The sequence below is a fragment of the Streptomyces sp. NBC_00536 genome (genome assembly GCF_036346295.1).
Classification (GTDB): Bacteria; Actinomycetota; Actinomycetes; order Streptomycetales; family Streptomycetaceae; genus Streptomyces.
In genome coordinates, this window is record NZ_CP107819.1 from 588,159 (window position 1) to 606,878 (window position 18,720).

Below are 18,720 nucleotides of genomic sequence, written 5' to 3' on the forward strand. Positions count from 1 at the left end.
GGTTTCACTGTGTCAGCTCGGCCTCGGCTCGCGCGAGTTCGCAGCTCAGGAGGGGATCACGGGCGGCCGGGCGGGCGGCGGGGCGAGTTCGCGGGCGCAGGAGCGCAGCCAGGCGTGGGCCGGGTCGGCGTCGTGCCGCGGGTGCCAGGCCATCCCGAAGGGCATGGCGGGCAGGTCGAGCGGGACCGGGAAGGTCTCCAGTCCCAGGGCGTCGGCCAGGGGCACGGCCTGGGTGGTGATCAGCCCGACGAGGTCGCCCTGGCGGAGTACGAACAGGGAGGCGGGGAAGGTGCCGACGCTGCCCACCACCCGGCGGCTCAGGCCGAGTTCGGCGAGGGCCGCGTCCACGGGCCCTTCCAGGCGGCCGCGCCGGGAGGCGATCAGGTGGTCGGCGGCGGCGAAGCGGCGCGGGGTGACCCGGCCGCGCAGCAGCGGGTGTCCGGGGCGCACGACGGCCCGGACGTGGTCGTCGCCGAGGTGTTCCACGTGCACCTCGGGCGAGCGGGTGTCGACGACGCCGAGTTCCAGGTCGGCGATCCCTTCGCGCAGGGCGGCGAGGTCCGCGTGGCTCTCGGGCAGGAAGCGCAGCCGTACGCCGGGCGCCTCGCGGGCCACCCGGTCGAAGAGGGTGGCTCCGCATGCGGCCACGTAGGCGTCGTTGGCGATGACGCTGAAGGTGCGGGTGAGGGTGGCGAGGTCGACCCGGCCGCCGGAGAGGAAGAGGGAGCGGGCCCGTTCGACCACGGCGCGCACCTCGCCGTGCAGGGCGAGGGCGTGCGGGGTGGGCACCATGGTCCGTCCGGCGCGGACGAGGACGGGGTCGCCGAGGGCCTTGCGGATCCGGCCGAGGGTGCGGCTCATTGCGGGTTCGGACAGGTGCAGCCGGGCGGCCGCGCGGGAGACGCTCGACTCCTCCAGCAGCACGTCGAGGGCCACGAGCAGGTTCAGGTCCAGGCTGGATTGCGTCACACGCATACATCCCTTGCACAACTTGCACTGGAAAGCAGGTCAAGCCAACTCTACGGTGAGGGCATCCCGATCCCCAGCTCCGAGGAGGAGCCGTGCTCCGCCCTGCCCAGAACCGCCCCGCGCCCTCAGCGTCCGCCGCACCCCCGGGCCCTGACGCCCCGTCCGGTCCCTCCCGGGCCGTCGTCCTCGTGCTGTGCGCCTGCGTCCTCGTCGCCCAGGCGATGGTCGCGGCCGTCAACCTGCTGATCCCGCAGCTCGCCGCCTCCTCCCTGCACCCTTCGCCCGGTGGGCTGCTGTGGGCGGTCGACGCGTACGTCATCGTCTTCGCCGCGCTGCTGATCCCCGCCGGGGCGCTGGGCGACCGGTACGGCCGCAAGGGCGCGCTGCTCGCCGGGCTCGGCCTGTTCGCCGCGGGCGGGGCGCTGAGCGCCCTGGCCCACTCCCCCGCCGTCCTGATCGCGGGGCGCGGGGTGTGCGGCGCCGGAGCGGCGCTGATCATGCCCGCCACCATGTCCGTCCTGGTGCACCTGAGCACGCCCGAGGGGCGCGGCCGGGTCCTGGCGACCTGGACCCTCTCCGCGGGCCTCGGCGGGCTGGCGGGCAATGTGGGAGGTGGCCTGGTCGGCGAGTTCCTGACCTGGCGCGCCCTGTTCTGGGCGGTGGTGCCACTCGGTGCGCTGCTCGCCCTGGCCGTGGCCCGTACGGTCCCCCGCACCCCGGCCCGGGCCGACGCGGCGGTGGACCCGCTGGGTGCGCTGCTGCTGGCGGGGGCGCTGTTCGGGGTGGTCCACGGGATCATCGAGGGCCCCTCGCACGGCTGGGCGTCGGCGCGGGTGCTGTGCTCCTTCGGGGCGGGGGTCACCCTGCTCGCCGCGTTCACCGGCCACGCGCTGCGCGCCGCGCGGCCACTGCTGGATCCGCGGATCTTCGCCTCTCGGCGGCTGCGGGCCGGGGCGCTCGGGATCGGGGCGGCCTTCTTCGGGCTCTTCTCCCTGTTCTTCGTCAACGCGCAGTTCCTCCAGTACGCGAAGGGGTTCTCGCCCGCACAGACGGGTCTGGCGATCGTGCCGCTCACCGTCGGCATGGTGCTGGTGCCCCGGCTCGGCGCCCGGCTCCAGCAGCGGACCGGGCCGCGGCTGCCGGCCGGGGCGGGGCTGGGCCTGATCGGTGTGGGGCTGCTGCTGGTGTCGACGGTGGACGCGGGCACTCCGTACCCGGTGTACGCCTGCTACCTGCTGGTCCTGTCGGTCGGCACCGGGCTGTGCGCGCCCGCGCTGACCCTGTCGGTGGTCGCCGGGCTCCCGGTGCACCAGGCCGGGCTGGGGTCGGGGCTGAACACGGCGGCGCGGGAGATCGGGGCCGCGCTCGGGGTGGCGGTGGTGGGCACGGTGCTCGCGTCGCGGTTCCACGGGAATCCGCAGGATCCGGCGCAGGCCGCCGCCTTCACCGCTGCCATGGGGGTGGCGCTGCGGACGGTGGCCGTGGTCCTGCTGGTGGTGACGGTGGCCGTGGTGACCGGCTACCGGGGGAAGACGGGCCCCCGGGATGCAGCGGCCGACGGTCGGGGCGCATCCTGACTGTGTGACGGCGAGACCGGACCTCCGCGGGCCCGCCCCGGACGCTACGGGCCGGGCGCTCGTGCGGGCCACGGTGGGGGTGGTCGAGGCCGTCGGGGGCTATGCGGGCGGGGTGTACCTGCGCTCGGGGACGGACGGTCTGCTGCGGCTCGCGGTCCTGGCGGGGCTGCCGGGGCCGCTGTTCCGTCCCTGGTGGCGGATGCAGGTGAACCGCCCCTATCCGGTGGCCGAGGCGTACCGCTCCGGGCACGCCGTGCACCTGCCCGACGCGGAATCGACGATGCGGCTGTTCCCGCAGCTCATGGCCGGTCTGCCGTTCGCCTTCGGTTCGCTGTACGAGCCGGTGACCGCCGGGCGCGAGCGGTACGGGGTCCTGATGGTGCTGCGTACGGCGACACCCGGCAAGCCGGTCGGCCCGGAAGACCGGGAGCGGCTGCGCGACGCGGCCGCGGCACTGGCGCGGGACCTGGCCGCGCTGACCGCGGCGGGCGCACCGGTGGTGTGGGACGGCGACCCGCTGGGCGTGGACCCGCCCGGGTCCCCGGACGACGTCCCGGCGGCGGTCGGCCGGATGCCGCAGGCGCTGCTGTCCCTGGACCGGCTCGGCCGGGTGGGGTTCGCCAGTACGGGTGCGGACGCCCTGCTGGGCCCGGAGGCGGCGGGACTGCGGGGGCACGTCCTGTGGGAGGCGCTGCCCTGGCTGGGCCAGCCCGTGCACGAGGACAGTTTCCGGGCCGTGTACATGTCCGGGGAGCCGCTGGGGTTCCTGGCCCACCACCCGTCCGGGGACTGGATCTCCGTGGACCTCTATCCGGGGGCGGACGGGGTGACCGTGCTGCTCGCCGCCGCCCGGCCGCCCGCGTACACGCCCGGGTCGGTGACGCGGCCGGGCGCCGGGCTCGGGTCGCCCGCGGACCGGGCGACCGCCGTGTACCGCCCGGTGGCCATGGCCATCGCGCTGACGGAGGCGGTGACCGCCCGCCAGGTGTCGGCGGTGGTGACCGAGGAGCTGCTGCCCGCCTTCGGCGGCCGCCAGCTGGCGATCTACCTGCTCAACGAACGGCATCTGCACCTGGCCTGGGAGACCGGTTTCCCGCCCGGTTTCCTGAACCGGTTCGACGGGGTGGCGCTGGACGTCCGGCTGCCCGGCGTGGAGACCCTGACCTCGGGGCGGCCCCTGTTCTTCGAGTCGATGCAGCACCTCGCCGAGGCCTACCCGGGGATCCCGATGGAGACCGACGTCGGCGCCCGGGCCTTCCTGCCGCTGATCGCCTCCGGCCGTCCGGTGGGCTCGTGCATCCTCGGCTTCGACGCCCCCCGCGGCTTCAGCCCGGAGGAGCGCACTGTGCTGACCGCGCTGGCCGGGCTGATCGCGCAGGCCCTGGAGCGGGCGCAGCGCTATGACACCGAGGCCGCCATGGCGCGCGGTCTGCAGGCGGCGCTGCTGCCGGCCCGGCTGCCGGTGCTGGAGCAGGTGGACACGGTGGCGCGCTATCTGGCGGGCACCCAGGGGATGGACGTCGGCGGGGACTGGTACGACGTCGTCGAGACCGGGCCGGGGCTGCTGGCGCTGGTGATCGGTGACGTCCAGGGGCACGGGGTGGCAGCCGCCGCGACCATGGGCCAACTGCGCAGCGCCGTACGGGCCTTCGCGCTCAGCGGGAGCAGCCCGCAGGAGGTGGTGAGCGGCACGAACCGGCTGCTGATCGGCCTGGATCCGGGGCAGTTCGCCAGCTGCTGCTACGTCCTGCTCGACCCGGCGTCGGGCCGGGCCCTCGCGGTCCGGGCGGGGCACCCCCAGCCGCTGCTGCGCCATCCCGACGGGCGGACCGAGGTGCTGGACCTGCCGGGCGGGGTGGTGCTCGGCATCGACGTGCGGGCCACGTACCCCGTCACCGAACTCACCCTGGAGCCCGGCGCGGTGCTCGCCCTGTACACGGACGGGCTGGTGGAAACGCCGGGGACGGACATCGACGTCGGGGTGGAGCGGTTGCGGGCGGCGCTGGCCGCGGCGGGCCCGGGCCCGCTGACCGAGACGGCGGACCGGCTGGTCAGCGAGGCGGGGCAGGCCACCGACCGCCCGGACGACATCGCGCTGCTGCTGGCCGCCCGGGGCCCGGGCGGCCGGCCGCGGTGACATCAGGAGTGCTCAGCAGTGCTTCCGGGCGGTGGCGCGGGCGTAGGCGTCACCGGCGAGGAGCGCGTCCGCGACCATGTCCGGGGTGACCGGGAAGGGCATGTTGTGCGTGGTCTCGCCCTCGGCGGTGGCCGCGCGGCCGATGGCGAGGAGTTCCCCGCGGTCCGGGTCGGCCAGGCCCACCTCGGCGAGCGTGGTGGGCAGGCCGACGCTGCGGCTGAACCGGAGCCAGGTGTCGAGTTCCTCGGTGGGCGCGCCCTCCAGGACGAGCTGCGCGAGGGTGCCGAGGTTCACCTTCTCGCCGTGCATCATGCCGTGGGTGCGGTGGGAGACGGTCAGGCCGTTGTGGATGCCGTGCGCGGCGGCGAGACCGCAGGACTCGAACCCGAGGCCGGACAGCAGGGTGTTGGCCTCGGTGACCTTCTCCAGGGCCGGGGTGACCACATGGGCCTCGGCGGCGAGGCGGGCCTGGTGGCCGTACTCCATGAGCGTCTCCCAGCAGAGCCGGGCCAGGCTCAGCGAAGCGGCGGTGGCGAGCCCGCCCGCCATCGCGGTGCGGTCCGCGGCGACGCAGACGCGGGCCTCGTACCAGGTGGCGAGGGCGTCGCCCATGCCCGAGACGATGAAGCGGCTGGGCGCGTTCGCGACGAGCGCGGTGTCGACCAGCACCAGGTTGGGGTTGCGGCGGAAGAAGGAGTAGCGCTCGAAGGCGCCGTCCTCGGTGTAGATCACGGCGAGCGCGCTGGTCGGGGCGTCGGTGGAGGCCACGGTGGGGGCGCTGACCACGGCGATGTCCCCGAGCGCGTGGCCGACCGCCTTGGCCGTGTCGATCGCGGTGCCGCCGCCGATGCCGATGACCACGTCCGCGCCGGCCGTCCGGGCGGCCGCGGCGACCCGGTCGATCTCCCGCTGAGTGCAGAGCCCGCCGAAGACCTCCTTGGTCAGGCGGACCCCGGCGGCGGCGAGGGAGTCGGTGACGGCGGTGTCGACGAAGCCCCAGACCCCCTGGTCGGCGAGGACCAGAGCGTTGCCGCCGAGGGGGGCGAGGTGCTCGCCCAGGTCGTTCATGGCCCCCGCGCCCTGGACGTACTTCGGCGGGCTGATGAGCATGCGTGTACCGACGGTCTTCACGGAAAATCCTCCTGAATTGCAGACGGCTTAATCGGCGCCTTTTTCATCCCTATCACGGCGCCGAGGGCTTCGAGCGGGTCTTTCCGCCGCCAAGTCCAGGACCAAATACCCGGCCCCGACGGCCCCGTCCACGACGTAGGGTTCCTAGCAACAGCCCAGGTCAAACAGCCGTAAGGCAGCCGGAACCATCCCTGCGATATGTGCATTTTTCTTCCGCATTAAAACGCGTGCATTCAAGCGCGCACGCATTCAAGAGAGGTCCGCAGTGAAGAAGCTGATCAATTCCCCGGAAACCGTGGTCCATGACGCCCTGCGGGGAATGGCCGCCGGCCACCCGGACCTCGATGTCGACGCGACCGCGGGGATCGTCACGCGGGTCGGCGGGCCGGGGGACGCAAAGGTCGCGCTGCTCTCCGGCGGCGGCAGCGGGCACGAGCCGCTGCACGCCGGGTTCGTCGGCCGCGGCATGCTCACCGCGGCGGTCGCCGGGCCCGTCTTCACCTCGCCGGTGCCGGACGCGATCGCCCGCGCCACGGCTGGCGCCGACTCCGGCGCGGGCGTGCTGCACATCGTGAAGAACTACACCGGGGACATCCTCAACTTCACGATGGCCGCCGAGGACTGCGAGGACGAGGGGATCGAGGTCGCGCAGGTCGTCGTCGCCGATGACGTCGCCGTCGCCGCCGACGCGGCCGGACCCGGCCGTCGGGGCACCGGCGCCACCCTCTTCGTCGAGAAGATCGCGGGCGCCCTCGCCGAGGAGGGCGCGCCGCTGGCGGAGGTGGCGGCGGTGGCCCGCAAGGTGGCCGAGCGCTCCCGCAGTTACGGAGTGGCCCTGACCTCCTGCACCACCCCGGCCAAGGGCAGCCCCAACTTCTCGCTGGGCGAGGACGAGATCGAGCTGGGCATCGGCATCCACGGCGAACCCGGCCGCGAGCGGCGCCCGTCGATGAGCGCGGCCGCCACGGCCGGAGCCATGCTCGACGCGATCCTCGAAGACCTCCCCCGGTGCTCCGACGACCCGGTCATCCTGCTGGTCAACGGGCTCGGCGGGACCCCGCCCATCGAGCTGTACGTCATGCGCGCCGAGGCCGGGCGCGTCCTCGCGGAGCGGGGCGTCACCGTGGCCCGTTCGCTGGTCGGCAGCTACGTCACCAGCCTGGACATGGCCGGATGCACCTTCACCCTGTGCCGCGCCGACGCCGAACTGCTGCGTCTGTGGGACGCGCCGGTGAACACCCCGTCCCTGCGCTGGGGTTGCTGAATCCTTCCACGTCCCACCCGATCCCCCTCCAGGAGTGACACGCATGACGACCATGCAGCCGGAAGCACCCGTTCTCGACGCCGCCTGCTTCCAGCGCTGGCTCGCCGAGACCACCCGTCTGGTACGCCGCGACGCCGAGCGGCTCACCGAACTGGACGCCGTCATCGGCGACGGGGACCACGGCGCCAACCTGGTCCGCGGCTTCGGCGCGGTCGCCGCCGCCGTCACCGAGACCCGGCCGCGCACCCCGGGCGCCCTGCTGACCCTGGCCGGGTCCACCCTCACCAACACGGTGGGCGGGGCCTCCGGTCCGCTCTTCGGCACCGCGCTGCGCCGCACCGGCAAGGTGCTGGGCGACACCGAGCGGCCGACGGCCGGGGAGCTGGGCGCCGCGCTCGGCGCCGGTCTGCGCTCCGTCCAGAAGCTCGGCGGCGCCGAGATCGGCGACGCGACGATGGTGGACGCGCTGGCTCCGGCCGTGCTGGCCCTGAGCGACGCCGCCGAGGCGGGACGGCCGCTGCGCGAGGCCCTGGACGCGGCGTCGAAGGCGGCGCGCACGGGGGCCGACGTCACGGCGGGGCTCCAGGCGCGCAAGGGCCGGGCCAGTTACCTGGGCGAGCGCAGCGTCGGGCACCAGGACGCGGGCGCCAACTCGGTGGCGCTGCTGATGGAGGCGCTGCGCATCGCCGTCGACGGCGAAGGCGAGGCCGAGGTCGAGGTCGGCCCCGACACCGGGGGCGATTCCCTCGCCGGGGAGCCGGCCGTCGGGGCGGGGCCCGGGGCGGGGTCCACGACCGGCCGGGTCGGTGTCGTGCTGGTGTCGCACAGCAAGGCGGTCGCCGAGTCGGTGGCCGCGCTGACCCGGGCGCTCCTCGGTTCGGCGGAGCCCGGCCCGCTCGCGCTGGCGGGCGGCACCCAGGACGGCGGCATCGGTACCAGCGCGGCGCTGATCCGCGGCGCCGTTCGCGCGGTGGACGAGGGCCGGGGCGTGGCCGTGCTGTGTGACATGGGCAGCGCGGTGCTCACCGTGAACTCGCTGATCGGTGACGAGGAGGCGGGGCTGCCCGCCGGTACCCGGATCGTGGACGCGCCGTTCCTGGAGGGAGCGGTGGCGATCACCCTGACCTCCGCGGTCGGCGGGGACCTGGACTCGGTGCTCGCCGCCGCAGCGGACGCGCGGGACTACCGCAAGCGCTGAGCGGTCGCCGAGGACAGGGACGGCGGGACCAGCGGGAGGAGCGGCGGGTGGGCCCGCGGGAGCGCGGACGGGGTGCCGGGCGCGAGGACGCCCGTACCGCACAGGGCCCCGGCCTGGAGCCGGTCGAGTGCCGCGTCCACGGGGTGCGGGACCGGCCGGCCCTCGGCGTCGGTGCGCTGGTACTTGGTGAGGTTGAAGCCGAGGGCGAACTGGCGGGTGCCGTCGGCGCTGGACAGGGCGGTGGTGCCGCCGCCCCAGACCGAGCCGTCGTGGCCCCAGGCCGGGCCGCAGGGGGTGTCGAGGGTGTAGATGCCGAGTCCGTATCCGGCGATGACCCGCCCGTTCTCGTCCTTGACGGGCGTGGTCGTGCGCATCTCGCGGAGCTGGGCGGCGGGCAGCAGGCCGCCGCGGAGCAGGGTCCGGTAGAAGGTGTTGAGGTCCTGCGGGGTGGAGATCAGCGCCCCGGCCGTGCCCGCCATGGTCATGTTGTATTCGCTGTATTCGCTGGCGTCGCGGCGCGGGTCGACCAGCCCGTGGAGGTTCTCGTACAGCTTGGCGTGCGGGCCGCGGATCAGCGGGTCCGTCCCCGGGAAGTAGGTGTGGCGCAGCCCGGCGCGGCGGATGACGTCCTGGGCGATGACCTCCTCGGGGTCCCGGCCGGTGACCGTGCGCAGCAGCTCGCCGAGCAGGACGTAGTTGGTGTTCGAGTACGACCAGTCGGTGCCGGGCGGGAAGAGCTGCGGGGCGCCGAGGCCCCAGGCGATCAGCATGGCCGGCCGGACCGTGCGGTGGCGGTACTCGTCCAGGCTCGCGGTGGAACCCAGGGCGAGGGAGGGGAAGGCCTGCGGGACGTAGTCGGCGATGCCGCTGGTGTGGTTCATCAGCATGCGGACGGTGATCAGGCGGCCGCGCTCGCCCGGGACGAGGGCGGGGAGGTAGTCGCCGACCGGTGCGTCCAGCCGGATGCGGCCCGCGGCGCTCTGCTGGAGGACGGCGACCGCGGTGAAGGACTTGGTGACGCTGCCGACGCGGTGCTCCATGTCCGGGCGGGTGGGGCGGCCGGTGGCGAGGTCGGCGACGCCGGTGGCGCCGTTCCACTCGGCGGCGCCGTCGCGGACGGACGCGTACGCCCCGTACATGCCCGCGGCGTGGACGGCGTCCAGCTCCTCCGTGAGCGCCGCGGGGTCGAGGACGCCCGCGGCCGGCTGCGCGGCCTCGGCGGCGGGGGCGGTCGCCGCGGCGGTGACCACGGGGGCGGCGGTGGCCAGGAAGGCGAGCGAGAGGGCGGCCGCGGCCGCCGGGTTCCGCAGCCGGGTGCGGCGCGCGATGCCGGTGGGGCGCACCCTCGTCTCCTCTTCTGTCCCGGCCTTGTGCCTGGCCCTGTGATGGTTCCTGTTCCCTGCGCCCCGAGTATCGGGCACGCGCACTCACAGCCCGTCACGCGCGGTGTGTTTCAAGCCCCTTCGAGCGGTCAGACGCGTCCACGAGCCGAACGTGCCGGCGAGAGGGGAACTGTCATGCCCGACGTGTCACTGCTGCCCGGACCCACGCTCCACCACTGGGAGTGGCAGGACCGGGCGGCCTGTCGCGATCTCGGCCCGAGCCGGTTCTTCCATCCGGCCGGTGAGCGCGGCGAGGAGCGGGAGGACCGGGACGAGGCGGCGAAGCGGGTCTGCGCCGGGTGCCCGGTCCGGCGCGCGTGTCTGGAGCACGCGCTGCGCACCCACGAGGCATACGGGGTGTGGGGCGGGCTGACCGAGGACGAGCGCCGTGAGAAACAATCGCGCAAATAATTCGCGGCCGAGCTGCGGTTCCCGCACCCCCCGGAGGGCAGTGTTTACGCGGCCTTAACGCCGAAACGGACATCGTCAGCGTGTCGGAACGATGGATTCCGCAGGTAAACAGCTATTGACCAGCGGATCTCGTGGAGCTTGCATTACGGCTCGGGAGCCACACAGAACCACCTGATCACGAGCCGCCTCGGAGGCGATACCGCTCCCGCACTCATCACCCAGCATCTGCCGATCGGAACCCGCACTGATGTCCGACACGATCAGCGCTCCCCAGGCGCTCGCCCCCGCGACCGGCCCCGTCCCCCAGAAGCTCAAGCGCTCCATCGGCGTGGTGGGCGGGACCCTGCTCACCCTGTCGTGCGTGACGCCCGCCTCGACCCTCTTCGTGGTCGTGCCCGACCTGTTTTCGAGCCTCGGCACCTACGCCGCCCTCACGATCGCCATCGGCTCGCTGCTGTGCATCGGCGTCGCGTTCTGCTACTCCGAGCTGGGCACCCTGATCCCCAGCGCGGGCGGCGAGTACGCCATCGTGTCGACGCTCGCCGGGCGGCTCGCGGGCTGGCTGGTCTTCGTCCTGTCGCTGCTGGTCGTGATGATCGTGCCACCCGTGATCGCCATGGGCACGGCCGACTACCTGGCGCCGATCGTGCACATACCGGCCCCGATCGCGGGCGGAGCGGTCATGCTGCTCGCCACCCTCGCCGGTCTGCTCGACCTGCGCGCCAACGCCTGGATCACCGGCATCTTCCTGGTGCTGGAGGTCGTGGCCGCCGCCCTGGTGGCGGTACTCGGCTTCGCCCACAGCGAGCGCGGCGCCTCGGCCCTGATCCACGGCTCGGTGGCCGGTGAGACGGGCGCCTCGACCTCGACGGTCACCGCGATGATGGTGGTCTCCGGACTCGCCATCGCCCTGTTCATCACCCAGGGGTTCTCGACCGCCGTCTACCTGTCGGAGGAGCTGGAGAACCCGCGGCGCAACGTCGCCCGGACCGTCCTGGCCACCCTGGCCATCTCCACCGCCGTGATCCTCGTCCCGGTCATCGCCATCACCGTCGGCGCCCCCGACCTCGCGGCCCTGACCAGCGGAGACATCGGCGCGATGGTCACCGCCTGGTCGAACTCGGCCGTCGGCACCTTCGTCAGCCTCTGCGTCGCCCTGGCCATCATCAACGCGGGCATCGTCATGGTCATCCAGAACTCGCGGGTGCTCTTCGCCTCCGCCCGCGACAAGGCCTGGCCCGAGCCCGTCAACAAGGCCCTGTCCCGGCTCGGCCGCACCGGCTCCCCCTGGGTCGCCACCCTGCTCGTCGGCGTCCCCGGCGCGGGCCTCTGCTTCGTGAACCTGGACACCCTCTACGGCGTGACCGGGGTCTCGGTGACCGGCATGTACCTGCTGGTGGCGGTGGCGGCGCTGTACAGCCGCCGCGGCGCGCACCGCACGGTCGCCGCCTGGCGGATGCCGCTGTGGCCCGCGGTGCCGGTCGCGCTGATCCTCGTACTCGCCTACATCCTCACCCAGCAGGAGACCGTGTACCTGCTCTGGACGGGCGGCATCACCGCGGTCGCCACCCTGTACTGGGCGCTCTACCTGCGCCCGCGCCAGGACTCCCGCTGGCTCGTGACCATTCCGGAGACCGAGGACTCGCCCGTCGCCTGACCTCCGCTTCGTCACCGCTCCGTCACCGCTCCTCCCCCGCGCCACCCGTCCGAGTCATCGGCCGGGTGGCGCACCCGTGCGGCCCGCGCCGACACTTTTCGCCGCCGGGGAGGGTTGTACAGCGCGCTTTGTCTTTCCGGCGCCTCTTGGAGCGATCAATGACAGTCATGCCGAGTTCCGTCACGGTCCAGGGCCAGGGATCGCTCACGCACCGGGACCCGGCCGTCCCCCTTCCCGTCCCCGCGCAGGGCGGCGGCCCGGACGCGGCGCCCCTGCGGGTCGAGGAGCGGCACCTGGTCTTCGACGGTCTCGGCTACGTATGCCGGATCGCCCGGGCGGGCGGCTCGGGTACGCCCGTCCTCATCCTCGGCGGCTCCGAGCAGAACCGGACGTCCTGGACCCGGCACGAGAAGCGGCTCGTCCCGCACGGCCCCGTGGTGACGGTCGACCTGCCCGGCTACGGCACCGCGGACTTCCTCCCGGCCCGCTACGGCATCGACCACCTCGCCGCGGCCACCCGGCACCTCGTGGACGCGCTGGGGCTGGAGCGGATCAGCCTCTTCGGCACCTGCTTCGGCGGGGCGATCGCCCTGCGCTTCGTCCAGCACTACCCGGCGCTCGTCGAGCGGCTGATGCTGAGCGGGATGGCGACGGCGGTCACCGACGAGTACACGGCGGCGATGGAGCGCTGGGACGGCATGATCGCGCGCGGCGAGACGCAGGACATCGCGCGCGAGCTGACCGACCGGTTCATGTCTCCGCCCGGCACCGGGACCGTGCGCAAGCACGCGGCGGTCGGCCGGCTCGTCTACCAGCAGATCGCCGGGCAGAGCCCCGCCTCCCTGCGGAAGTCCGCCGAGCACAACCGGCGGCTGATCCGGCACGAGTGGTACCGCCCCGAGCCCTGCCCGGCGGTGCCCGCCCTGGTGGTCACCGGTGAGCACGACACGCTCACCACCCCCGACATGGGCCGCCGGGTGGCGTCCGTACTGCCCACCGCGCAGTTCCTGACCATCCTGGAGACCGATCACCTGGCCCCGCTGGAGCGCAGCGCGGACTTCGCCGACCTGATGGCCCGCTTCGTGACCGACCAGCCGCTGGCCGGGCTGCCGTACGCCACGGCCCCGGAGGCCTTCGTCGGCGGGCGGGCCGTGCCCGGCCGGGGGTGACGGGCCCCCGGCCGTGGAAAGGGGGTCAGCAGATGCGGGGCAGCTGTTCGCCGAGCGGGAGGTCGACCACGCGGGTGCCGCCGAGGCCGGTACGGGCCACGACGAGCCCGGGGTGGTCGGCCACCGCCTCCCCGATCACCGTCGCGTCCGCGCCCAGCGGGTGCGCCCGCATCGCGTCGAGCACCGCGTCGGCGTGCTCGCGCGGGACGAAGGCCACCAGCTTGCCCTCGTTGGCGACGTACAGCGGGTCGAGGCCGAGGATCGCACAGGCATTGGCCACGGGCGGCGGCACCGGGACGGCCCGCTCGTCGATGACCACGCCCGCGCCGGAGGCCTGCGCGATCTCGTTGAGGGCGGCCGCCAGGCCGCCCCGGGTGGGGTCGCGCAGCACGTGCAGGTCGGGGGTGACCGCGAGCATGCTCTGGACGAGCCCGCCCAGCGGGGCGCAGTCGCTGGCGATGTCCACGCCGAACTCCAGGCCCTCCCGGACGCTCATGATCGCCACGCCGTGCACGCCGATCGCACCGCTGACGATGACCACGTCCCCGGGGACCACCCGCTGCGGGCGCAGGTCGACCCCGGCCGGGATGAGGCCGATGCCCGCGGTGTTGATGTAGATCCCGTCGCCGTGCCCGGCCTCGACGACCTTGGTGTCGCCGGTGGCCACTTCCACCCCGGCGGCCCGCGCGGCCGCGCCCATGGCCTCGGCCACCCGGGCGACCACGGACATCTCGACGCCCTCTTCGAGGATGAACCCGGCGGACAGATAGGCGGCCCGGGCGCCGCTCATGGCGAGGTCGTTGACCGTGCCGTTGACCGCGAGGTCGCCGATGCTGCCGCCGGGGAAGAACAGCGGCCGTACGACGTAGGAGTCGGTGGAGAAGGCGAGCCGGACCCCGCCCAGGGTGACGGCCGCGGAGTCGCCGAGCTGGGCGAGCACCGGGCCGCCGAAGGCGGGGGCGAAGAGGTGCTGGACGAGTTCGGCGGAGAGCGCGCCACCGCCGCCGTGGCCCATCACCACGCGGGGGCGGTCGCGCAGCGGGGCCGGGCAGGTCCAGGCGAGCATGTCGGGCGCGGTGTCAGGCAACGGGGCTCGTCTCCAGCGGTGCGGCGGTCCTGGCCGGGGTGAGTTCCAGCCGGCGGTAGAGGTAGTAGGCGGCGCACGCGCCCTCGCTGGAGACCATGGTGGCTCCGAGCGGGTTGCGCGGGGTGCAGGTGGTTCCGAAGGCCTCGCACGCGTTCGGTTTGATCAGGCCCTGGAGCACCTCGCCGCTGCGGCATTCGGCGGGCTCCAGGGTGGTGATCCCGGTGACCGAGAAGCGGTGTTCGGCGTCGAAGTCGCGGTAGCGCTCGGAGAGCCGCCAGCCGCTGCCGGGGATGATGCCGATGCCCCGCCAGGCCCGGTCGGTGACCTCGAAGACGTCCTCCAGCATGGCGAGCGCGGCCGGGTTGCCCTCCGGGCGGACCGCGCGGGCGTAGGCGTTGTCGACGGTGTGCTCGCCGCGTTCCAGCTGGTGCACGGCGCGGCGTACGCCTTCGAGGATGTCCAGCGGTTCGAAGCCGGTCACCACGATCGGAACGCGGTGGCGGGCGGCCAGTTCCGGGTACTCCCCCATGCCCATCACGCTGCACACGTGCCCGGCGGCGAGGAAGCCCTGGACCCGGCAACCGGGCGAGCCCATGATCGCTTCGATCGCCGGGGGAACGCGGACGTGGGAGACGAGCAGGCTGAAGTTGGGGATGCCGAGCTTCTTCGCCTGATACACCGTCATCGCATTGGGCGGGGCGGTGGTTTCGAAGCCGATGCCGAAGAACACCACTTCGCGGCCGGGGTTCTGCTGTGCGACCTTGAGGGCGTCGAGCGGGGAGTAGACGACCCGTACGTCACCGCCCTCGCTGCGCACCTGGAAGAGGTCGCGGCCGGTCCCCGGGACGCGGAGCATGTCCCCGAAGGAACAGAAGATCACTCCGGGGCGGGAGGCGATCTCCAGGGCCTTGTCGATGACCTCCAGCGGGGTCACGCACACGGGGCAGCCCGGCCCGTGGATCAATTCCACCTGTTCGGGCAGGAGTTGGTCGATGCCGTGCCGGATGATGGTGTGGGTCTGGCCGCCGCAGACCTCCATCAGGGCCCACGGCCGGGTGACGGTGGCGTGGATGTCGTCGAGGAGCCTACGGGCGAGGTCCGGGTCCTGGAATTCGTCGATGTACTTCACTTCCGCGCCTCCTCGACGGCGTCACTTTCGGCCTGGTCGCCCTCGAAGGGATCCCCTTCGAACGGCCAGGGGGATCCGCCCGCCTGCGCCGCCTGCTCCCACGGGTCGCCGAACTCCTCCTGGAGCATGCCGAGCTGGGCGAAGAGTTCGAGGGTCTGCTTGGCCGACTCCTCGTCCAGCCGCTGGAGGGCGAAGCCGACGTGCACGATGGCGTACTCGCCCACCTGGAGGTCCGGCAGGTACTCCAGGCACACCTCCTTGACCACCCCGCCGAAGTCGACGGTCGCCATCCGGGTGCCGTCCTTCTCCTCGATGTCAAGCACTCTGCCGGGTACCGCCAGGCACATGGGCTTCTCCTCGCTGTGGGTGTTCGGTGGGCCGCGCGGCGGCGGCCACCATCAGCTGGCCGAGGGCCAGTCCGCCGTCGCCCGGCGGGATCCGGTGGTGGCGCAGGACGGTGAACCCGTCCGCGCGCAGGATGCGCGCGCAGGCCGTGGACAGCAGCGTGTTGGCGAAGACCCCGCCGGTCAGCGCCACCGTGTCCAGGCCGTGCCGGTCCCGGGCCCGCGCGCACAGTGCGCCGACGAGCGCGGCGACCGACGCGTGGAACCGGGCCGCGATCACGGCCGTCGGAACGCCGGCGCGTACGTCGGCCACGACGGCGGCCAGGACGGGGGCCGGATCGGCGATGACCGCACCGGTCGGCCCGCCCGGCTGCGGGTCGACCGGCTGCGGGTCGCGCAGGGCGAAGGTGTATCCGTGACCGTATCCGCGGCCGGGCGCACCGGCGGCCTCGGGCGCCGCCAGGGCCGCGTTCTCCAGCTCGATCGCGGCCTGCGCCTCGTAGCCCGCGTGCTGGCAGACCCCGGCGAGCGCGGAGACCGCGTCGAAGAGGCGGCCCATGCTGGAGGTCGGGACGCAGTTCAGGTCCCGCTCCAACTGAGTGCGCAGGACGCGGAGTTCATCGGGAGGGCAGGCCGCCGTACAGGGCAGCGCGGGGTCCCAGTCGAGGCCCGCGGCGCGCAGGTGGGACAGGGCCATGCGGTACGGGCGGTGCACGGCGGCGTCACCGCCCGGCAGGGGGACGTAGGCGAGGTGGGCGAAGCGGGTGAACCCGGCGTAGTCGGCGAGGAGCACCTCGCCGCCCCAGACCGCCCCGTCGTCGCCGTAGCCGGTCCCGTCGAAGGCCACGCCGATCACCCGGCGCGCGCCGCCCTGTCCGTGTTCGGCGAGGGCGGACGCGATGTGCGCGTGGTGGTGCTGGACCCGGACCACCGGGCGTCCGCCGCGGTGGCGCAGGGCCCACTGCGCGGAGCGGTAGCCGGGGTGCCGGTCGGCGGCGAGCAGTTCGGGGGTGACGCCGGTGATGGATTCCAGCTGCCGCTCGGCGCGTTCGAAGGCGTGCTGGGTGGCGAGATCGTCCATGTCGCCGATGTGGGCGGACAGCCAGGCCCGGTGTCCTTCGCCGAGGCAGAGGGCGTTCTTGAGGTCGCCGCCGGTGGCCAGGGTCGGCGGGACCGGCAGCGGGAGGGCGAGCGGCAGCGGGGCGTAGCCGCGTGCGCGGCGGACCGTGAGGACCTCGCCGTCGCAGATCCGCACGACGGAGTCGTCGCAGGGCACGTGGATCGGGCGGTCGTGGGTGAGCCAGGCGTCGGCGAGGGGGGCGAGCCGCTCCAGGGCTTCGGCGTCATCGGTGACGATGGGCTCGCCGGACAGGTTTCCGCTGGTCATGACGAGGAGGCGGGGTCCGGGAGGATCGCCGGGCAGGCCCAGCAGCAGGTGGTGCACGGGGGTGTACGGGAGCATCACGCCGAGGTCGGGGGCGCCGGGCGCCACCCCCGGCGGGGCCGCCACCCCGGCCCGGCGGCGCAGCAGGACGATGGGCCGGGCGCCCGCGGTGAGCAGGGCGCGCTCCTCGGGGCCCGCCTCGGCCAGCGCCTCGATGTCGGCGAGGTCCCGGGCCATCAGGGCGAAGGGCTTGTCCCCGCGGCCCTTGCGGCGGCGCAGTTCCGCGACGGCGCCGGGGTGGGCGGCGTCGCAGGCGAGGTGGTACCCGCCGAGGCCCTTGACGGCGAGGACCGCCCCCGCGGCGAGCAGCCGCCGGGCTTCGGCCACCGGGTCGGGCCCGGCCGGGTCCTCGCGCGGCGGTGGCGTCGGCCCGGCGCCCGTCCTGCCCGGAGTCCCCGCGCGCAGCAGCCGCAGCCGGGGGCCGCAGGCGGGGCAGGCGACGGGCTGGGCGTGGAAGCGCCGGTCGCCGGGGTCGGCGTACTCACGGGCGCAGTCGGCGCACATCGGGAAGCGGGCCATGGTGGTGTGGGCGCGGTCGTACGGCAGCCCGGTGACGATGGTGAACCGCGGCCCGCAGTGGGTGCAGGTGATGAAGGGGTGGCGGTGGCGCCGGTCGGCGGGGTCGGCCAGCTCGGCGAGGCAGTCCGCGCAGGTGGCGACGTCCGGGGAGACGAGCGTACGGGCGGGGCCGCCGGTGCGGGAGGCGACGATGGTGAAACCGGCGCCGCCCGCGACCGGTACCTCGTGGTGGTCGACGGCGTCCACCACGGCGAGCGGGGGCGCGTCGGCGGCGAGCCGCTCGCAGAAGGCCGATACGGCGGCCGGGGCGCCCTCAACCTCCGCGACCACGCCGTCAGGGGTGTTGGTGACGTGCCCGGCGAGGCCGAGACCGGTGGCGCGGGTGTAGACGTACGGCCGGAATCCGACGCCTTGGACGACGCCGCGGACGATGACCCGGCGCCGCTGCACCGCTTCCATCAGCGGGTCTGCACCGCGGCGGGGTGCGGGTGCTGGTGCGGGCCGTCGTGCGGGTGAGCGTGGTCGTGCCCGTGGCTGTGGTCGTGCGAGTGGGTGTGATCGTGGTCGTGGGCGGGGGCGAGACCGTCGTCGTGGCGGTGTGCGGGGGGCTGTCGGCGGGCCATGACCGGCTGGTGGACCGGGGCTCCGGCCGCGGCGGCGAGCGCGCGGTCGAGCAGGATGCCCACGCCCGTGCCCGTACGGGCCGACGTGAGGACCACGTCCACACCGGGGTTGACCTGCCGGACGTTGGCGCGGAAGGCGGCCTCGTCGAAGTCGACGGCCCCGGCGATGTCGGTCTTGGTCACCACCACCAGCTGCGCGAGGCCGAAGGCGGTCGGGTACTTGAGCGGCTTGTCCTCGCCCTCGGTGACCGAGGCGAGGACCACGCGCAGGGTTTCGCCCAGGTCGTAGGAGGCGGGACAGACCAGGTTGCCGACGTTCTCCACGAAGAGCAGCCGGGTGTCCTCGGCGAGCCAGCCGTCCAGGTGGCGGCCCAGCATGTGGGCCTCCAGGTGGCAGAGTCCGTCGGTGAGCACCTGTTTGACGGGGGCGCCGGAGCGGGCGAGCCGGGTCGCGTCGTTCTCGGTGGCCAGATCGGCCGTCAACGCGGCGACCGGCACCCCGCGTTCGCGGGCGAGCAGCAACTCCCGCTCCAGCAGCGCCGTCTTGCCGCTGCCGGGGCTGGACAGCAGGTTGACGAGCGTGGTGCCGCGGGCGGTGAGTCCGGCGCGCAGGGTGTGCGCGGCTGCTTCGTTCTTGGCGAGTACCGCCTGCTGGAGGTCGACCACACGGCACATGGTG

General features: G+C 74.0%; 15 protein-coding genes and 1 pseudogene. 8 read left to right on the forward strand and 8 right to left on the reverse strand.

What is annotated here, in order from left to right; translation table 11 throughout:
- Window positions 1-45 precede the first annotated feature (45 nt).
- Entirely contained in the window at window positions 46-975 is a 930-nt protein-coding gene (locus OHS33_RS02560) for a LysR family transcriptional regulator (RefSeq protein ID WP_330328732.1), read from the reverse strand.
- An 86-nt stretch (window positions 976-1,061) separates the two neighbouring features.
- Here OHS33_RS02560 and OHS33_RS02565 point away from each other — a divergent pair, with 86 nt between their 5' ends.
- Together OHS33_RS02565 and OHS33_RS02570 are read left to right on the forward strand one after the other, a co-directional pair.
- On the forward strand, window positions 1,062-2,546 hold the full coding sequence (locus OHS33_RS02565; RefSeq protein WP_443065191.1) for an MFS transporter: 1,485 nt from the start codon (window positions 1,062-1,064) through the stop codon (window positions 2,544-2,546).
- Window positions 2,515-4,683, forward strand: a complete 2,169-nt coding sequence (locus tag OHS33_RS02570) for a SpoIIE family protein phosphatase (RefSeq protein WP_330328733.1) — start codon at window positions 2,515-2,517, stop codon at window positions 4,681-4,683. The genes OHS33_RS02565 and OHS33_RS02570 overlap by 32 nt, the downstream gene beginning before the upstream one ends.
- Window positions 4,684-4,695: 12 nt before the next feature.
- Here OHS33_RS02570 and OHS33_RS02575 read toward each other — a convergent pair whose 3' ends face one another.
- Window positions 4,696-5,814: a glycerol dehydrogenase gene (locus OHS33_RS02575; RefSeq protein ID WP_330328734.1), complete on the reverse strand. Its 1,119-nt coding sequence runs from the start codon at window positions 5,812-5,814 to the stop codon at window positions 4,696-4,698.
- Between the two features lie 265 nt (window positions 5,815-6,079).
- On the opposite strand from OHS33_RS02575, the gene dhaK reads away from it, so the two are divergent.
- From dhaK to OHS33_RS02590, 3 genes and pseudogenes are all read left to right on the forward strand, one after another.
- Window positions 6,080-7,078, forward strand: a complete 999-nt coding sequence (gene dhaK / locus OHS33_RS02580) for a dihydroxyacetone kinase subunit DhaK (protein ID WP_330328735.1) — start codon at window positions 6,080-6,082, stop codon at window positions 7,076-7,078.
- 52 nt (window positions 7,079-7,130) lie between these two features.
- Window positions 7,131-7,787, forward strand: a pseudogene (dhaL, locus tag OHS33_RS02585) (dihydroxyacetone kinase subunit DhaL); the annotation flags it as partial.
- 108 nt (window positions 7,788-7,895) lie between these two features.
- A complete protein-coding gene (locus OHS33_RS02590; RefSeq protein WP_443065409.1) occupies window positions 7,896-8,276 on the forward strand; it encodes a PTS-dependent dihydroxyacetone kinase phosphotransferase subunit DhaM in 381 nt (126 codons plus the stop codon).
- Here the strand turns inward: OHS33_RS02590 and OHS33_RS02595 are convergent.
- Entirely contained in the window at window positions 8,261-9,619 is a 1,359-nt protein-coding gene (locus OHS33_RS02595; protein WP_330328736.1) for a serine hydrolase domain-containing protein, read from the reverse strand. The two genes, OHS33_RS02590 and OHS33_RS02595, sit on opposite strands and share 16 nt — an antisense overlap.
- 174 nt (window positions 9,620-9,793) lie before the next feature.
- Between OHS33_RS02595 and OHS33_RS02600 the strand changes: the two genes are divergently transcribed.
- From OHS33_RS02600 to OHS33_RS02610, 3 genes are all read left to right on the forward strand, one after another.
- Entirely contained in the window at window positions 9,794-10,069 is a 276-nt protein-coding gene (locus tag OHS33_RS02600) for a WhiB family transcriptional regulator (protein WP_330328737.1), read from the forward strand.
- 247 nt (window positions 10,070-10,316) lie between these two features.
- Window positions 10,317-11,726, forward strand: coding sequence for an APC family permease (locus tag OHS33_RS02605; RefSeq protein WP_330328738.1), 1,410 nt, complete (start codon window positions 10,317-10,319; stop codon window positions 11,724-11,726).
- A gap of 167 nt (window positions 11,727-11,893) precedes the next feature.
- Complete coding sequence (locus tag OHS33_RS02610; protein WP_330328739.1) at window positions 11,894-12,895, forward strand: alpha/beta fold hydrolase; 1,002 nt, start codon at window positions 11,894-11,896, stop codon at window positions 12,893-12,895.
- A 25-nt stretch (window positions 12,896-12,920) separates the two neighbouring features.
- Here the strand turns inward: OHS33_RS02610 and hypE are convergent, their stop codons facing one another.
- The 5 genes from hypE to hypB are packed head-to-tail and all read right to left on the reverse strand — an operon-like array spanning window position 12,921 to window position 18,716.
- On the reverse strand, window positions 12,921-13,961 hold the full coding sequence (gene hypE, locus OHS33_RS02615; RefSeq protein ID WP_330334876.1) for a hydrogenase expression/formation protein HypE: 1,041 nt from the start codon (window positions 13,959-13,961) through the stop codon (window positions 12,921-12,923).
- A 13-nt stretch (window positions 13,962-13,974) separates the two neighbouring features.
- Complete coding sequence (hypD, locus tag OHS33_RS02620; protein WP_330328740.1) at window positions 13,975-15,111, reverse strand: hydrogenase formation protein HypD; 1,137 nt, start codon at window positions 15,109-15,111, stop codon at window positions 13,975-13,977.
- Window positions 15,108-15,458 carry a HypC/HybG/HupF family hydrogenase formation chaperone gene (locus OHS33_RS02625; RefSeq protein WP_330328741.1) on the reverse strand — a complete coding sequence of 117 codons (351 nt, stop codon included), beginning with the start codon at window positions 15,456-15,458 and terminating at the stop codon, window positions 15,108-15,110. Before OHS33_RS02625 ends, hypD begins: the two co-directional genes overlap by 4 nt.
- Complete coding sequence (gene hypF / locus OHS33_RS02630) at window positions 15,427-17,877, reverse strand: carbamoyltransferase HypF (RefSeq protein ID WP_330328742.1); 2,451 nt, start codon at window positions 17,875-17,877, stop codon at window positions 15,427-15,429. Before hypF ends, OHS33_RS02625 begins: the two co-directional genes overlap by 32 nt.
- Window positions 17,877-18,716, reverse strand: coding sequence for a hydrogenase nickel incorporation protein HypB (gene hypB / locus OHS33_RS02635; RefSeq protein WP_330328743.1), 840 nt, complete (start codon window positions 18,714-18,716; stop codon window positions 17,877-17,879). The genes hypF and hypB overlap by 1 nt, the downstream gene beginning before the upstream one ends.
- Window positions 18,717-18,720 lie beyond the last annotated feature (4 nt).

Excerpts from the sequence above, each read along its gene's own strand:
- OHS33_RS02560 (WP_330328732.1), bottom strand. The coding sequence starts at position 975 with ATGCGTGTGACGCAATCCAGCCTGGACCTGAACCTGCTCGTGGCCCTC.
- OHS33_RS02570 (WP_330328733.1), top strand. The coding sequence starts at position 2,515 with ATGCAGCGGCCGACGGTCGGGGCGCATCCTGACTGTGTGACGGCGAGA.
- OHS33_RS02600 (WP_330328737.1), top strand. The coding sequence starts at position 9,794 with ATGCCCGACGTGTCACTGCTGCCCGGACCCACGCTCCACCACTGGGAG.
- OHS33_RS02605 (WP_330328738.1), top strand. The coding sequence starts at position 10,317 with ATGTCCGACACGATCAGCGCTCCCCAGGCGCTCGCCCCCGCGACCGGC.
- OHS33_RS02610 (WP_330328739.1), top strand. The coding sequence starts at position 11,894 with ATGCCGAGTTCCGTCACGGTCCAGGGCCAGGGATCGCTCACGCACCGG.
- hypE (WP_330334876.1), bottom strand. The coding sequence starts at position 13,961 with ATGCTCGCCTGGACCTGCCCGGCCCCGCTGCGCGACCGCCCCCGCGTG.
- OHS33_RS02625 (WP_330328741.1), bottom strand. The coding sequence starts at position 15,458 with ATGTGCCTGGCGGTACCCGGCAGAGTGCTTGACATCGAGGAGAAGGAC.
- hypF (WP_330328742.1), bottom strand. The coding sequence starts at position 17,877 with ATGGAAGCGGTGCAGCGGCGCCGGGTCATCGTCCGCGGCGTCGTCCAA.
- hypB (WP_330328743.1), bottom strand. The coding sequence starts at position 18,716 with ATGTGCCGTGTGGTCGACCTCCAGCAGGCGGTACTCGCCAAGAACGAA.